Source organism: Pseudomonas sp. FP603 (assembly GCF_030687415.1).
Classification (GTDB): domain Bacteria; phylum Pseudomonadota; class Gammaproteobacteria; order Pseudomonadales; family Pseudomonadaceae; genus Aquipseudomonas; species Aquipseudomonas wuhanensis.
The window spans coordinates 4,509,119-4,525,589 of sequence record NZ_CP117431.1; the positions used below are offsets into that span (position 1 = coordinate 4,509,119).

Here is a 16,471-nt window from a genome sequence, read left to right on the forward strand (position 1 = left end):
CAATCCGATCGAAGGTCGAAAGTTTCCCTCGTCGCGTTGATTTCTGGGCCTAGGCTCCTGACGTTCAACGTTTTGGTTTTCAACGCGGTCCTGCGCAGAAGGAGCAGTGCCGGAGTCCTCGGGTGGTGAGCTGTGTAGTCCGATGTACCGGCTGAAAGAAGGAATATTTAACATGAGTGCGTTTCTCGTTCAGGCGTGCGCTTTGCTTTCCATGCGTTAGTTCGCCCCAGTCATCGGGTGCCATCGAAGGCACGATGTGCTGATGGACTGCCCGCCATTGTTTCTTGCGGTACCGCTTCATGGGTGGCATAACCTTGAATGCGGTTCCATTGACTCGCTCTCATGGAGCTCTTATTCCGGAGCTTGAAAACCGAAAAAATGGCATTCCACTGCGTGGCAAAACCGCCACCCCGCCATTGGCAGATCGCGTGAGCCCATCGCGATGCAATGCGACGGGCTCACGCTATCTGCAAATGACGAGTGGTCATTTGCCCGCTTTAGAGCCGTGTTGCCTGGCCCATGTGCCTGGCCAGCCTCTGGAACCTCATAAGCCCTTCTGACCACCCACTGAGATTCACGTCGTTTCGTGCGGCCGATTCGATCACTCAGAACAGGCCCAGACCGGTGTTTTGCAAGGTAGTTGTCGCGTCAGCTGTGTTTTATGCGGCTACTTTCAGTACTGGCAACTCCCTTTCCGGGTTAAGCGTGACAGCCCCGATGGCTGCCAATTACGCGTCTCACCTGACCAGCGATGTGGGTGTTGATTACGAGCTTGCTGATACAGCACATGGCGCTTGGCCAAGACCTGTTTATCTTCACCGCGATGACGTTAAGCCGGGGTTACGAAGCGGATGCGGCTATGGCGGTGCTGGTGGTTGTACCAGAGGATAAAATCACGTACCCAGATCCGTGCTGCGTCCAAATTTTCAAAGCCGCCAGTCGGCCATTGCGGGCAATATTTCAGGGTTCTAAACAGCGACTCCGAGTAGGGATTATCGTTGCTGACCCGTGGTCGTCCCCGTGAGGGAGTGATGCCCAAGTCGTACAGTTTGCTCAGCAACGTCACCGATTTCATCGGCGCGCCGTTGTCCGAGTGCAGCACCAAGGGCCGCCCCGCAAAGCGTTCGGCAAGTACCGTGCGCTCCATTAGTTCAGCCGCCCGCTCGCCGCTTTCTTGCTCGTAAACCTCCCAGCCCACGGCCTTACGGCTGTAAATGTCCTCAATCAAATACAGGTAGTAATACTTTCCACGCACTGGCGAGGGAAGGTAGGTAATGTCCCAAGACCAAACCTGATTGGCGGTGGCGGCACGGTGAGTCGTCGGCGATGCATGTTTGTGCGGTGCATGGCTGCGGCCACGACGGTGCTGCTGATTAGCCGCTTTGAGGACGCGATAAAAGGTCGACTCTGAGGCAGGTAACGGTCTTGATCGGCCAGTATTGGCACGATCTGGCTGGGTGGCAGGCTGACAAAACATGTCCGTGGCCGAGTTGTCGCGTCAAGAAGGCATCTCCCCAGCCACCCTGTATGCTTGGCGCTCCAAGCTCAAAGCAGGAGGCGCCGTGGTGCCCGGAGATAAAAACAGTGCCGATAGCTGGTCGGCTGAAGCCAAGTTCGCAGCGGTATTGCATACGGCCACATTGAGCGAAATCGAGCTCAGCGAATACTGTCGCAGCAAGGGCCTGTACCCAGAGCAAATAGCCGCTTAGCGTCAAGCCTGCATCACTGGCCAGCTGTCAGCTCAGGCGCAACGTCAGCTCGAGCGAGAGCAAGCGCGTGCCGATAAAAAACGCATTGCCGAGCTGGAGCGCGACCTACGCCGCAAGGATAAGGCGCTGGCAGAAACCGCTGCGATCCTGGTGCTGCGAAAAAAGATGAATGCCTTCTGGGGAAGCGACAACGAGGACGTCTGACCTCGTTGCCAGAACGGCTACAACTCGTTGAGCGTTTTAACCATGCTGTGGCTTCTGGGGCGCGTAAAGCGATTGCCAGTGCAGAGATAGGGCTGTCGCTGCGCAGCCTGCAACGCTGGGCGCTGAGGCCTGTAATGCAGGCCGATATACGCACCACCATGCTACACCCACGACCACTCAATGCCCTGAATGAGCAGGAGCGCTGCGCCATTTTAGAGGTCTGCAACAGCCCACCATTTGTCAGCCTGCCACCCAGCCAGATCGTGCCAATACTGGCCGATCAAGACCGTTACCTGCCTCAGAGTCGACCTTTTATCGCGTCCTCAAAGCGGCTAATCAGCAGCACCGTCGTGGCCGCAGCCATGCACCGCACAAACATGCATCGCCGACGACTCACCGTGCCGCCACCGCCAATCAGGTTTGGTCTTGGGACATTACCTACCTTCCCTCGCCAGTGCGTGGAAAGTATTACTACCTGTATTTGATTGAGGACATTTACAGCCGTAAGGCCGTGGGCTGGGAGGTTTACGAGCAAGAAAGCGGCGAGCGGGCGGCTGAACTAATGGAGCGCACGGTACTTGCCGAACGCTTTGCGGGGCGGCCCTTGGTGCTGCACTCGGACAACGGCGCGCCGATGAAATCGGTGACGTTGCTGAGCAAACTGTACGACTTGGGCATCACTCCCTCACGGGGACGACCACGGGTCAGCAACGATAATCCCTACTCGGAGTCGCTGTTTAGAACCCTGAAATATTGCCCGCAATGGCCGACTGGCGGCTTTGAAAATTTGGACGCAGCACGGATCTGGGTACGTGATTTTATCCTCTGGTACAACCACCAGCACCGCCATAGCCGCATCCGCTTCGTAACCCCGGCTTAACGTCATCGCGGTGAAGATAAACAGGTCTTGGCCAAGCGCCATGTGCTGTATCAGCAAGCTCGTAATCAACACCCACATCGCTGGTCAGGTGAGACGCGTAATTGGCAGCCCATCGGGGCTGTCACGCTTAACCCGGAAAGGGAGTTGCCAGTACTGAAAGTAGCCGCATAAAACACAGCTGACGCGACAACTACCTTGCAAAACACCGACATCAACGATCTAAGTTTCGACGGTTGAAGGACTTGGAGACGGTGATTTTACGGCCAATGCTTCGAAGTGGCCGCCCATGTCCAGAATGAACCCTTCTTTGGCATCTGGGTGCTTTGAGCCCTGTATCTCATCGAGAACGTGCCCAGGCAGCACCTGAATCACATGGATACGCACTTGCTCATTGGGCGGCTTACCAAAGTTGAGGTTGTCCACGAATCGCTTTGCCAGCGTGCCGCTCGCCAGCACCATTTGGTCTGGCTCTTCCTCGCCGCCCTCCCTCGCTATACGGAATCTTTCGATAACATCCGCATCGGGTATCCCTTGGGGTCGCTTACCGCTGGCCATTGCTGATATCTGCCGAGCGGAGATGAAAAAACAGTTGTTCTTTTGCTGGGTAGTTTTGCCGTCGTTCGAAAGCCTTTGAAAGTCCACGCCGAACGCTTCGTCGTATTGTTGCGCCGTCGCGGTTCGGGCCTGGGTCAGTGCTGTCAGCTGCTCTAGAAAACCGCCTTGAGCAGCAGTTCTGGGGGACAAGTGCGCTTGCAAGTCGAGTTCTAACCTGTGGGCAAGGTTTGCCAGGCGCGGTTTCGCCCGCCCATAGGCTTCGGCGGTCGCCCGCGGATTGCTTGCAAAAGAAAGGTTGGGGAACGCGTTCGCGCGCGCCGTGCGCGGGAAGTTATCGGCTCGGGGCGGCGGACCATTCGGCGGCGGTGCACTGTTACTTGGGGTGTAGGCGGGTTGCTGAGGCATGCCCGGCGGCGGTGTAGGCATAGTGGTACCCTGCTGTGTACGAGCCTTTTTAAACCCCTCGGTAGCGATGCGGCTCAAGCTTGACCTGCTGGCAAGGAATGCGGTGCGAGCTTGCCTTGCAGCTACGGTATCCTTGGGGGGGCGCGCAGCGGCACCGGCAAACGCCTCGGCAACGGATTTCCCCAGCGAAAGCAGTACCTTGCGAGGGTGTCCCTGATTTTGTGTAAACGGGATTTCTATTAAACCGTTAACAGCCGGTCTTCAAACTGGATACTGAAGCGATTCAAAGCCGCTTTCCAGTCCCGGATCGGCATTGTCCACTTTTTGCTGATGTTGTTCAGCGCCAGATAAAACAGCTTCATAACCGCCTCATCGGTCGGAAATGACGCACGCGTTTTTATCACTTTTCGCAGGCTCATGTTGATCGATTCGATAGCATTGGTGGTGTAGATCACCTTGCGAATTTCGGCTGGATAGTCAAAAAACGGGATCACCCGAGCCCAGTTTCGTCGCCATGACAGGCTGATTGATTGGTACTCGGCGTCCCATTTTGCCTCAAATTCGCAGAGCCGTTGCTCAGCCAGCTCGGCGGTGGCTGAGGTGTAAATCAGCTTGAGATCAGCCGCAACTTCTTTCTGCCGTTTCCCACGATACGAAGTTCAAACTGTTGCGCACCATGTGCACGATGCACAGCTGAACGACGGCTTTCGGGTAAACCGTTTCAATCGCCTCTGGGAAGCCTTTGAGGCCGTCCACGCAGGCAATGAAGATGTCCTGCACGCCCCGATTCTTGAGTTCAGTTACCACTTGCAGCCAGAATTTGGCGCCTTCGGTTTGCGCGATCCACAAGCCCAGCACTTCCTTGTGCCCCGCCATATTGACGCCGATGGCCAGGTAAACCGCCTTGTTGCGCACGGCGCCGGCATCGCGCACTTTGACGTGAATGCAGTCCAGGTAGAGAATCGGGTACAGCGCGTCCAGCGGTCGGGCCTGCCAGAGCTTGACCTCGTCACTCACCGCGTCGGTAATCGCCGGGATCAGGCTGGGAGAGACCTCTGTGCCGTACATCTCCTGCAAGTGCGCCTGAATTTCTCTGACACTTAAACCGCGAGCGTAGAGAGAAATAACTTTGTCATCGAAGCCCGTCCAGCGGGTTTGATGCTTGGCCACCAGCTGCGGCTCGAAGGAGGACTGGCGGTCGCGAGGTATGTCCAGCGGCAGTTCGCCGAAGTCGCCCTTTAGGGTTTTACCGCTGTGACCGTTGCGCGCATTGGCGGCAGCGTTGGTGATCGCTGCGCTTTTGTCGTGCCCCAGGTGTTCGGTCATTTCGGCTTCAAGGGCCCGCTCGACCAGCATCTTGGTGAGCTGTTTGAGCAGGCCGTTTTCACCGATGAGGTCCTCGGGCTTTTTGTAATTGGTCAGCAGGCTATCGGCCAATTTAACCAGTTCAGGATCAGGCTTGACTCGTTTGGCGCGCTTGGGTTTTGGCTCGGTCATTGGATTTCCTTGGGGTAGGCAGTCTCCTGCCAAATGACCGTTTACACAAAACTAATTACACCCTCGGCGAGTGGCCAGCCACCTGTTGCTCCCGCGGCGCGGCGCCTACAGCACCCAGAGCGAACACATGCCTGCCTCGCACAAGGCCCATCGCGACTGGACACCCCAGCGCCTGCTCGACTGGGGCGAACGGATCGGCCCGCACGTCCGGCAGATCGTCGAACATCAACTGACCCACAAACCCCATCCGGAGATGGGCTACCGCTCCTGCCTGGGCCTGCTCTCGCTGACCCGTCAGTACGGCAACGAGCGCCTTGAAGCGGCGGCATCGCGCCGTCCAGCTGCGCGCGCTCAACAGCCGCACCGTGCGCAACCTGCTCAAGCAAGGCCTTGACCAGCACCTGCTGCCCAAGGCCACCGCTGTACATCCCGCCCGCCACGAGAACGTGCGCGGTGCTGACTATTACACCCAAAAGGAGCTGTTCAATGATGACGCAACACACGCTTAATCAGTTGCACCACCTGCGGCTCAGCGGCATGGCCACTGCGCTGGAAGAGCAATGGTGTAGTGGTCTAATGAAACCGGACACCCATTTAGGCGAGAATGCTCGCCAGATCGAGGTGTCAGATGACCAAACAACGCCGTTCCTTTACTCTGAATTCAAGCGCGAGGCTGCCGACCTCGTGCTCAACACAAAACTACAGCTACATCGAAGCCTTCCACGGCGTTTAGCCACGAAGCACTGGTCGGCGTGAAGTGCTGTTTGAAACGCGGGTGCTTCTCCAGCCATTGCTTGATGGCCGGTGTTTTTTGCGTCGAGCTGTTGTCCAGAATCACATGCAGATCAAGCTCTGCGGGCGTCGCGCGGTCGATCTGTCGCAGGAAGGCCAGAAACTCTTTAGCCCGATGGCGTTGGGTTATCCGCCCGATAACCTGGCCGGTCAGGATGTCAAAAGCGGCATACAGACTGGCGGCGCCATGGTGTTTGTAATCATGCGTGCGTCGCTCGATCTGGCCAGGGCGTAGGGGCAACATCGGTTGCGTGCGACCCAGTGCCTGGATCTGCGTTTTCTCATCAACCGACAGCACGATGGCGTTATCCGGCGGGTTCAGATAAAGCCCGACGATATCGACGACCTAATCGGCAAAATGCAGATCGTTGCTGATCTTGAACGTTTTCAAACGATGGGGTTTAAGGTCGGAAGAGGCCCAGACTTGTCGCACTTGCCAAGCCTTAACGGTGGCATATTTGGCCATCAAGCGCACACTCCAATGCGTCGCTTCACGAGGCACGCGCTGGGTGGTCAGGGTAAGAATCTCCTTCATTTTTTGAGTGCTGAGTTTGCGAGGCTGGCCACTTCGAGGCAGGTCGCTCAAGACCTCAAGACCTCAAGACCGCCTCCAGGTAGCGCTCTCGCCATTTGAACACCACCGGCGCTGAGACCTGGAGCTGATGGCTGACGTCTTTAGGCGTTAATCCATCCGCCAATAACAGCAGAATTCCGGCCCGCTGCCCGAGACGTTGTGGCAGCGAGTCCATCCGCGACCAGCCGTGTGGTGTCGCTTGTTCAGATGGCGTTAAAACGAATGGGGCGGTGGGTTTGGCCATGCGCACTACTGCTCAGTGAGGTCGAAGTCTGGTCTGTATATCGACATGTTCTTCGATAATCGACCTAACCGCTCAGAATACTAGGCTTGCGCGTACTGTAGTTGCGCTTTCCATTGAACCGGTCATGCACCTGCTGCATTACGTTCTTGAAGAGCGTTCACTGGGTTTTACCTGGACGCCGTGCAACACTCTGAAAACAAATTACAAGATCGCGACGTTATGGGGGTGGCATGAGTTTATTTACAGATGATTTCGATTCGCTAGTGGAGTCGCGCAAAGCGATTCGGGCTTTTCTAACGAAGCCAGTACCTCGGGAGTTAATTACCAACATAATTGATGTGGCGCGTTTGGCTCCGAGCAACTCAAACACACAACCGTGGACAGTACACATAATTACGGGGAGGGCCAAGCGGGATCTCAGTGCATTGTTGGGAGTTGCCCATATTGACCCTCTTACAAAACCTCTCGTACATCTCCCTGACAACCTTTCGCAGAAGTATCGCACACGTCAAGAGCAGTTTGGGGCGCTGTTTTATGGCGTCCAGAATGTGGATAAGTGTGACGTTAACGCCCGCTCTAAGGTGACTAGTCGAAATTTTGAGTTCTTCGGGGCGCCCGTAGGTCTGATTTTTACTGTTGAGATGAACCTTAAAAAATACAGTTGGATGGATTACGGTATGTTCCTCCAGACTCTGATGCTCGCTGCGCAGTCTCGAGGACTGGCCACCTGTCCTCAAGTTTCATTCGCTCGATTCCAGACGGTTATTGCTGATTTCCTGAAACTTGAAAACGATCAGGAAATTGTCTGTGCCATGTCATTGGGTTACGCAGATGAAAGCTCTCCGCTGAACCAGATGCGTATGCCACGCGAGTCCACGCATGACTTCACTCATTTTATTGGCTTTGATCAATAGTCAGTTTTTTTTGGCCCATTCTCTTATTAAAGTGAAGGCGGTTGCAGGAGCTAAGTGCAACACGGTTATTGGATTGAAGTGGGCGCATCGTGCCGCATAGCCATGGCCTTTTGCATCACCTTACTCATCCTGAATTCATAGAATAACTGCAACGCTTGAAACGAGAGGCAGAGAGCCAGCCACCGGTAGAATCCAGGCTCTCACACCAAAGGATTCAAGCGCAGATGACCACGCCTTACCGGCAGCTAACTCAGGGCCAACGTTACCAGATTGAGGCTGGCCTGAGGGCCAAAGAGAGCCAAGCCAGCATCGCTAAACAGGTGGGCGTGCATCCTTCGACGATCAGCCGTGAGGTTCGCCGTAACAGCCCTAAAAAGATTTACATGGCGGTTTGTGCGACCCATGAAAGTGATGCTCGGCGAGCCGGAGCGCGTAAGTTTTGCAAGCCGCTTACCTGGCTGAGCCATCACCTGGCGATATGGCTCAAGCATGGGATGAGCCCGGAACAGATTGCTCATCGGTTGAAGCAAGAGAGGCCGGATCAGACGGTCAGTCACGAGTGGATTTATCGGTTTATTGCCAGCGACCAACGAGGTGGCGGCGAGCTTTATACGCATCTTCGCCACCGTCGAAAGCGCTACCGTAAACGCTATGGAAGCCACGATCGGCGGGGGCTGTTGCGAAATTGGGTGTCTATCACCGAGCGCCCTGAGAAGGTCGAAACCCGAGAGCGGCTGGGGGATTGGGAAGGAGACACGGTGCATGGTGTGGGCGGTAATCTGGTCACCCTGGTTGAGCGTAAAAGCGGTTATCTTAGCGCTTACCCGGTCAAGCGCCGAACTCGCCGTCAAGTCTCCCGGGCGATCAACTTACAGTTCAAAGGGCATGTGGTGCACACACTGACGTTGGACAACGGCAAGGAGTTTGCCGGTCATGAGCACATCGCGCGCAAGAGCCGTTGCCAGGTGTATTTTGCCGATCCGTATTCATCCTGCCAGCGCGGCACGAATGAAAATACCAACGGTTTGCTCCGCCAGTATTTTCCCAAGGGTAGCGACTTCAGCAAGCTGACCGTTGCCGCCGTAAACCGGGTGGTCGCGCAGATCAATTTACGCCCGCGCAAACGCTTGGGCTGGAAGACACCGTACGAAGTGTATGCAGGGGTGAGCGTTGCACTTATGTGTTGAATTCAGGCATCATTTCGATCGGACATTTGAAATCGAAGCGTTTACGGGGGCGCATATTCAGTTGCAAGGCAATGGCATCCAGTTCTTCCTGGCTGTGTCCCGACAAGTCCGTGCCCTTGGGCAGGTACTGGCGGATCAGGCCATTGATGTTTTCGTTACTGCCGCGCTGCCAGGGGCTGTGCGGGTCGCAGAAGTAAATCGCGATGCCGGTTTTCTGGGTGATCTCGGCGTGTCGCGCCATCTCCCGGCCCTGGTCGTAGGTCATGCTCTTGCGCATTGCCAGCGGCATGCCATTGAGCGCTGCACTGAAGCCCTCCATCGCCGAGGTTGCCGTCGCATCATTCATCTTACCAGCATCAGGTAGCCACTGGTGCGCTCCACCAACGTGCCTACGGACGAGGCGTTGGCCTTACCCTTGATCAGGTCGCCGTCCCAATGCCCCGGCATCAGACGGTCTTCAATCTCCGGCGGACGCACATGGATGCTGACCATCTCGGGAATCTGGCCGCGCCGATCCACGCCACCAGAGCGCGGCCTGCGTGTTGTCTTGCTTTGGCGCAGACAGATGATCAGCTCCTTACGCAGCTCGCCGACCGGCAAGGCATAGATCGTTATAGATCGTCTCGCGACAGACGTAGGCATCTCTGAGGCTGGGAATGTTCATGCTGCGCAGCTTGCCGGCAATCTGCTCGGGAGACAAACGCTCACGCAGCATATGAGCCACCAACTTGAAGCGCTCGCTACCCGGCAACAGCTTTCGCATCGGTCGACAAACCTGGCGGCGGGCCTGCATCTGCTGCTGGGCCACACGGGCCGAGTAGCCGCCGCAGGCATCTCGATTGCGGCGCAGCTCCCGGCTGATGGTCGAAGGGGATCGGGTGATCAAGCAGGCAATCCTACGCAGGCTGAAGCCTTGGGCATGACCGATTTGAATGGTGGCGCGCTCTTCAACGCTGAGTTCGGAATAAGACATAGGGGCTGCACCGTACCGGAAAGGTCAGGTGTTGCACTCAGATTTTGCCGCCGCCAGCCTATTTCTACGCAGCCCTGCCCCGCGAGGTACTTGCGGTGGTAGATCCACCGCATGTCCTCGAGATTGCCATTATCTACAGTCTTAATTGGGGGAGCCAGCAGAATTCGGAAAAAATCGTACGCTGAGGTTTTGCTTGTTCCATAACCGAGTGGAGATCAGAGGTTCGAGGCTGCTGGCCCTGTAACGTTGCTGCTCAAAGCTAAGATATGATTTTTGTCAACGCGGTGAAGTCAGAACTCTGAATTAGGTGAACGAAAGAAATATTTAATTTTGCATAGTTTTACCAGAAAAAGAATTTGGCTTCCCCTCGAAATACACGTTAACAGCTCCGCGGCTGTCGGCCAATGTAGCATAATCATTGAACTTTATGATGGTAGATTGTCCGAATGCGGACCTAAAATCCTCGGCCCATGTATCCAAGTTCTCGATAGCGGCGTCTACACCTGCAAATTGAGATCCCGTAGGATCAATGGCTACGTTCTTATCTAACTTAGCAACTACCACATAATGAGTTGCAGGGCAATTATCACTCTGGCTTTTCCAGATATACATGGCTCTGGTGAAGTGCTTAATATTTTTCTCGTCGAGCAAATTTTGGACTATTACAGCGCAGTCATGACATTTTCCGCGAGGCGAATCTATCATTGTCGTTATCTGATCATTTTCGCAGATATAAGATTGAAGATCTTGAGCGTTTGAGATTTCAGCCCCTCCTTGTAACCCCGTATCTGCTGCCCTCATCCATACCTCACGCCCTGCAACAAATTGAGGTTTGCCCGTGGAGAAATCATTTTCCGCCAAAAAGTCTTCTTCAAAAGGCCAAGACACACCTGTGTCAGGATCCGTGACTTGGAATACTGAATGATTCTCGGGGCTACGCTGACGCACGACTTTCTGGACATGGTCGTACTTTGAGAGGTGACTGACCACCTCAAAATTCTCGGGAACGCTTTTCCCTGGCTTGAATACTGCATTTTCAAATTTATCTACATTACTTACAGGGCTTGCAGGGCGATCACTATCCGGTAATTTCTTTGCTTGGGACTCTTGAACAACGGCCATCAGGGCTACAGACGAGGATGTATTAATCTTCATTGGATTGACTCGTGCGAGTGAAATAATTATTTGTGGTATTTGGAAAGTGTAAGTTCCATCTACAGTTTGTGTAATAAAATTTTAGCTGCGTTACCGACCGCCAACCCTGGGCATGCTCGCGGCGAGTTACATCACGCTCCTTGTATTTCTCCCAGCTCGCGGAGCCGATATTGACTTCATGAAGGAAGGCCTTGTGTTCACCGGTGACGACTCGCCTATAGCCAACCTGATGTTGTCGGTCATGGGGGCCTTCGCCGAGTTCGAGCAAGTCCTCATTCGCGAGCGGCAGCGCGAGGGCATTGCCCTGGCCAAGCAACGCGGCGCTTACCCGCCGGTTAATTTGCTGAACCAACTCTACAGGAAGGTCGGCGATACCGATTTTTGTTGATCTGCTCAATGAACCAAGCGCCGGGTGGGCAAACGTCGTCTTATCTGAGGGAAGCTCCGAACTGATCGTTGCCCTGTTCGTGCCAGTAGGAACTATTGGAATCAAGTCTGTTGCGGCCGCTGGGGGTAAAATAGGGGTTGGTGTTGTGCTTGGCGCTATAGGGGCGAGAGGCTGTTGATTATGGGAAATATTAAGTTCCATCCGTTGCAAGTTCCTTCCATTACATATAAATGCCAAGCCTATAACGCCCAGGGGGGGGGGGGCCGAGGATTGGTTCATGGCCGAGTGCTAGAGCTTTGAAAGAGCCAACGCAATGGTGCAGCTCCGCCTTGATCGGCTCATCCGAAGTGTTTTCGAGTTTGTGTCGCGTGACTTCGGAGGTTGCCGAAGCGCACACCGACTGCTCCACCCATAAAAACTTCTGGGAGAAATTGCGGAACTGGCCAGTAGTCATATGAATGCCGGTATTACTACTTACCCCTCAGCTGCTGGACAGTGCCCAGAATGGATTCGTACCCGGCAAATGAACTGATTACAACTCTTCGGTCATTGGCGTAATGGAGAGGCAATATTGAACCCCGAGAAATAGCTGACGGCAGGCGTCCGATCGCCTTCATTGCGGTATTGTCCGAATTTGGCATACGCGTTGTCACTTCGGGTATCAAACATGGTCGAGATTCCGGATTTATCAAAAATGTCCTGTCCATTCTTCGTCACACTGATCGAACCGTCGTCGATGTCGCGCTTGAAATCAATTTGAAAATCCGTCCACTTGCCCACGTCTTTGGAGGCGTCTCCAGGCTGACCAATGTTGAACACTTTAGAGGGTGCATTGCTGGCGTCGCTGGTTTTAAGGTGCAACTGATACTGGCCATCCTTGGTGGCCATCCAAGCACGCGGGCTGGGCTTGGCGTTGTTGTGGTCCAGCACCTGAAAGAAAGTGCCGTCGTTGTCTGCCTCACGCTTCATGCCAAAAGTAAAGCGGTAGGGCTGCCCTTCTTGCAATAGGGTTTCACTCTTGATTTCAGCCCGGGGACTGGTGGAATTTTGAGTGTAATGACCTTTGTTGAAACCCACCTTTATCACCTCGCCACGCTCCGGATCGTTAGCCATGGCAATCACATCCTGTGGCGACTTCTGCACACTAAGCTGGTGGCCCAGTACAGGTGAAGCAGAGGGAACATTTCCCCCTCCCCCCGTCCTATTTGTGCCCGGACGAACACTTTCCTGCGTCGGGTCTTGAGTAGGCGCGCGCTCGTTACAACTGGCCTGGCGGCGACCCGTTTCGCCAAAGCTATCCGTCTGCGACGTACCTGCGTCGCTCATAATAGCTTGAAGACGCTTGATAAAATCGACGATAAGAGCAATGAACTGGGCCAACGGCTCCGACTGGGCTTTGCCACCCGGACAGCATGTGTGCGCATGCGGATCATTGCTCCGCCCTGAGAAGTCGACGTGCGATGCCCTTGGATTGCGTATAAACGAAACAGGTGAATCGGCGCCCTGAGCCGCACCACCCCAAGGCTGTCGAAGGCGCATATCCGCCTGCGCCGAACACAACGGGGGATGGAGGGGAAGATTATCGGCATGCATGCGCACTGGATCAATCGAGTTCATATCGTTTCCTGTCGTGAATCAAACACCTGGCCTGGGTCACAGTTTGATGCTCAGGCTGGCAATTGGCCTTGGCCGCTGGAGATCATTTGAGCGAACTTCAACACATCTGCCGGATAACTCGCCCCCCCGACGCCGCCGGTATCGGCAAGATTGTGCACATTGACCTTGTCCGGGCCCGAGTTATAGGCTCGGAGTGCCGCCCCCATGTTGCCGTCAAAGGCCCTGTTTCCATCACGCAAATAAATCGCACCAGCCAGGATGTTGTCACGAGGCTTGGCAAGGTCTGCACCGCCCAACAATTCCGGATTGGCTTTTTTCAGACCCGCGAAGGTAGCAGCATTGACCTGCATGAGACCTGAGTCGGTTTTGCCGTTGACGTTGGTGCTTGCACTGGCAAGATTACCCCGAGACTCGGCCCAGATCTGGCCCGCAATGATGCTTGGCGGCATACCGGTCACACTGGCCGCGTGAAGGATGTCGTCTCGGTAGGGTTTCAATTGTTCAGGCAAATGCAGCTGACCGCTGTCGCTTGCATGCACCTCACCGGCGGAGGCTCCTACTGCGTTCGCTTGACGTGACTGACCGGAATTAGAGCCCTCGCCTCGCGCTCCCAGGACTTTCAAAGAACCTGGTGGTGGTGCCAGTGAGTTTGTGGCCGAGGGAGATGATTGGGGTGGGTTCGTCGCGTTTTGCGCTCCGGGGTTCAGTAAACCTTCCAACCATTGACCAATAGCGCGCCGGATGAGTTCTACCAACTGGTTCAAAGCATCAGGTTTCGGCGAACCATGCTGCGTTTCGCCACCATCGGCAGGGGGATGAGGACAAGTCGGACGATTCAATCTGCCCCCCTCACGGGTATCGAGCGCCTGGCTGAAGCTGACCGACTTCTCTCCACCGCAAGCGGCAGTGTGATAATGGCAAATCGAACGATTCTGCTGGTGATTTCCAACGGCAGCGGGCAGCGCATTGAGGCCGCCCGCTTGTTTCAGATGGTAATTTCTAACCGCATCGGGCGTCGGGTCAGGGCCAAACGCTTCTTTCAGATGGTAATCTCTAACGACATCAGGCACCTTAACGGGGCTAAGGGATGAGCTCATAGTATTGCTCCTGTATGAATGATAAAGACCGAACGTCGTACATCAGTGTGCTTTGGGGATGCCAAACTGATCCAAAGTAGGATCGACGTTGCGGTCGAATTTCTTTTGCATATCGTGTTTTTTGACTGCCTCGACGATCGCCGCGATGCCTAGGCCCAAGCCGATGACCGCTTCTATCACCCAGCCCACTGGACCCGCCGCCACACCAATGGCCGAAGCTGCGGCGAGTCCTGCTGCATGACCGGCCACCATTCCGACAACTCGCCCCCCTACCGCCCCAGCCATACGACCGAGACCAGCCGAGGCTTCACGTCCGGCGATACTGCGTGCTGCGTCGATACCCTGTTTAGCCGTGGAAAGACCGGCCTTGGTCGCGTCGTAACCGTCCTTGAGCTTTTCGGCTCTGTTTCTAGCATCAGGGGGCGAGTTATTGGTGACAGGCGCTTGTGTGCCGTTGATCAACTGCCCCAACCACTCACGACCTTTGTCCGCCCCCCGCAGTTGAGTAAACGTCGAGTCGACGTACCGTGCCTGCTGCGCCTGAGTAAAATCTCCGGGTAACACCGAGTCATAGATTGCTCTCTGTGCGTCGACCTGCTGGAGTGACCGTGCAGGATCGGCATCCTTGTGTGCCAACGAATGCTTAAGGGCCTGGCCTCTGCTGAAATTCGCTTCATACGAATTTTTGAGCGAGCCTTGAATATCCGGTCGATGGCTGATGATTTGCTGAGCCGTAGGCAAGGAGGCATCGGGCCCCAGAAGGTCTCGTTGCATCTGCAGCTGCGCAGCTTGCCCGTTGATGGCCCTGCTGTAGTCGGGTCTTGCCTGGTCAGCTTTGGCGGCTTTGTCGGCTGTATTCATTTCACTGCGCAGTGCCTGACCGCTGCGCAAATTGACCATTTGATCCTTGACCGCCCTGCCGAGGGCTGGATCGCTGGCGATCAGTGCACGTTCCTGGCTTGGAACAGCGTTATTCATGTATGCCCGCACGTCTGGATCGGCTTGCAACTGACCAATCTTTTCCGCCAGGGCTTCTTCGGTTTTACCGGTTTTGCGCAGACCCTGACCGGCAATGACGCTTTGCTCGGTCTGTTGCAGCTTGACCATGACAGCAGCTTTCTGCTGCCCGCTGTAGTCCTGAGGTCGCTTGAAAATATTTGCATCAAGGGCGCTGATGTCAACGCCTGCAACAGCATTCAAAGTTGCCGCATCGCTTAGCATGCCTGCGAACTCGCCCTCATTGGTCGGCGCCTGGGTCTTGATCCACCTGCTGATGTTCGATGCATCGAATTGATTGTCCTTCGGACTGGTAGCCAGTGCCTTGCCCTCGTCCCCGCCTTTATCGATAAGGTCCAAAAAACCGGGTTGTAAAAAGGTTTTGGAAGCCTGTTTGAGTACAACGGAAAGTCCAGGATTTCCCTCCATGGCTTTCAATCCTTCGACGTTAGTGTATTTGTCTACCTTGCTGTTGCCCGATACTTCCTTCGGACCGGCCGCAGTGGTCAGCGGACTATTGGCCTGAAGCAATGAAGCCGAGCGGACCATTTGCAATGACTGTGGATCAGCGTCGGGATTATCTTTTTGAAACTGAGCCAGGGTTTTGTCTGCGTCATCAGCAGCGCTTTGCATTTTTTTGGCGAAGGATTTTAGGTCTCCGTCGGAAATTTTGCCGTCGGCCTTCCCTCCACGCTTCGCCGTGTCGATGGCGGTCTTGAGAGCAGGATTCTCATTGATGAATTGCATGGCTTTTTGCGCGTCTGGACCTTTGTCAGCTGCCATGCGAGCCGCAGCTATAGGGCGATTGAGCTCTTTTGCAGCCTGCTCGCGCTGCTCGGGCAGCAATCCAGCAACCAAGGGACTCCACCTCTGGAGCTCATCGGGCGAGGAGTACTTCGAGCTATCAAGAAAGTCATTCGCCGTACTTTTTACCGGCGTCGAGGCAGGGGCAGCGTTGCCCAAGGCAATAGCAGGAGGATTGAGCATAGTGCGCAATGCGGGCTCCGTTGCTGATGGACTGGCGACACGGTGCTGGGGAGCAGAGCTTTCGATACCTAGCAACCGCTTTACCAGAACGTCAAAGGACGTCTTTATCGGCTCGTTGACCAAAGCCTGTTTAGCGGACGACTGACCGAAGTGAACCGCATTTGGATGCACATTACCCGGTGTGCCCTGGACCACAGGTACCATAGGCTCCAAGGGCATGCCCGGTAATACCGTCCCGTTTGATGCAGCGTTGGAAATGTGCATGTGCGAGCGCCAGTATCGAGTCGGATGATGTCG

7 protein-coding genes and 7 pseudogenes are annotated in these 16,471 nt (G+C 55.1%); 5 read left to right on the top strand and 9 right to left on the bottom strand.

The window, feature by feature from the left end:
• Positions 1–659 precede the first annotated feature (659 nt).
• Positions 660–1,473, bottom strand: a pseudogene (locus PSH65_RS20760) (IS3 family transposase); the annotation flags it as partial.
• Between the two features lie 2 nt (positions 1,474–1,475).
• Here PSH65_RS20760 and PSH65_RS20765 point away from each other — a divergent pair.
• Positions 1,476–2,964: pseudogene (locus PSH65_RS20765) on the top strand (IS3 family transposase).
• Positions 2,965–3,012: 48 nt separating this feature from the next.
• On the opposite strand, the gene PSH65_RS20770 reads toward PSH65_RS20765, so the two are convergent.
• Both PSH65_RS20770 and PSH65_RS20775 read right to left on the bottom strand, forming a co-directional pair.
• Positions 3,013–3,831 carry a hypothetical protein gene (locus tag PSH65_RS20770; protein WP_305422139.1) on the bottom strand — a complete coding sequence of 273 codons (819 nt, stop codon included), beginning with the start codon at positions 3,829–3,831 and terminating at the stop codon, positions 3,013–3,015.
• A 161-nt stretch (positions 3,832–3,992) separates the two neighbouring features.
• A pseudogene (locus PSH65_RS20775) lies at positions 3,993–5,250 on the bottom strand (IS256 family transposase).
• Between the two features lie 64 nt (positions 5,251–5,314).
• On the opposite strand from PSH65_RS20775, the pseudogene PSH65_RS20780 reads away from it, so the two are divergent.
• Positions 5,315–5,759 (top strand): annotated as a pseudogene (locus PSH65_RS20780) (IS21 family transposase); the annotation flags it as partial.
• Positions 5,760–5,962: 203 nt separating this feature from the next.
• Here PSH65_RS20780 and PSH65_RS20790 read toward each other — a convergent pair.
• Positions 5,963–6,860, bottom strand: a pseudogene (locus tag PSH65_RS20790) (IS630 family transposase); the annotation flags it as partial.
• Between the two features lie 230 nt (positions 6,861–7,090).
• Between PSH65_RS20790 and PSH65_RS20795 the strand changes: the two are divergent.
• Positions 7,091–7,774 carry a nitroreductase gene (locus tag PSH65_RS20795; protein ID WP_305422141.1) on the top strand — a complete coding sequence of 228 codons (684 nt, stop codon included), beginning with the start codon at positions 7,091–7,093 and terminating at the stop codon, positions 7,772–7,774.
• A 224-nt stretch (positions 7,775–7,998) separates the two neighbouring features.
• The gene (locus PSH65_RS20800) at positions 7,999–8,961 is read left to right on the top strand and encodes an IS30 family transposase (protein ID WP_305422142.1); all 963 of its coding nucleotides are present in this window, start codon (positions 7,999–8,001) and stop codon (positions 8,959–8,961) included.
• Here the strand turns inward: PSH65_RS20800 and PSH65_RS20805 are convergent.
• Both PSH65_RS20805 and PSH65_RS20810 read right to left on the bottom strand, forming a co-directional pair.
• Positions 8,951–9,934, bottom strand: a pseudogene (locus tag PSH65_RS20805) (IS30 family transposase). The gene PSH65_RS20800 and the pseudogene PSH65_RS20805 overlap by 11 nt on opposite strands.
• 324 nt (positions 9,935–10,258) lie before the next feature.
• Positions 10,259–11,089 carry a hypothetical protein gene (locus tag PSH65_RS20810; RefSeq protein ID WP_305422144.1) on the bottom strand — a complete coding sequence of 277 codons (831 nt, stop codon included), beginning with the start codon at positions 11,087–11,089 and terminating at the stop codon, positions 10,259–10,261.
• 112 nt (positions 11,090–11,201) lie between these two features.
• Here PSH65_RS20810 and PSH65_RS20815 point away from each other — a divergent pair.
• Positions 11,202–11,417 (top strand): annotated as a pseudogene (locus tag PSH65_RS20815) (recombinase family protein); the annotation flags it as partial.
• Between the two features lie 606 nt (positions 11,418–12,023).
• Here the strand turns inward: PSH65_RS20815 and PSH65_RS20820 are convergent.
• Genes PSH65_RS20820 through PSH65_RS20830 form a run of 3 tightly spaced genes read right to left on the bottom strand, consistent with a single transcriptional unit; the run spans position 12,024 to position 16,438 of the window.
• Positions 12,024–13,094, bottom strand: a complete 1,071-nt coding sequence (locus PSH65_RS20820) for a heparin lyase I family protein (RefSeq protein ID WP_305422145.1) — start codon at positions 13,092–13,094, stop codon at positions 12,024–12,026.
• Between the two features lie 50 nt (positions 13,095–13,144).
• Positions 13,145–14,191: a transglycosylase SLT domain-containing protein gene (locus PSH65_RS20825; protein WP_305422146.1), complete on the bottom strand. Its 1,047-nt coding sequence runs from the start codon at positions 14,189–14,191 to the stop codon at positions 13,145–13,147.
• Between the two features lie 42 nt (positions 14,192–14,233).
• Positions 14,234–16,438 (bottom strand): type III effector HrpK domain-containing protein, encoded by a 2,205-nt coding sequence (locus PSH65_RS20830; RefSeq protein ID WP_305422148.1) that lies wholly within the window; start codon positions 16,436–16,438, stop codon positions 14,234–14,236.
• Between the last annotated feature and the right edge of the window lie 33 nt (positions 16,439–16,471).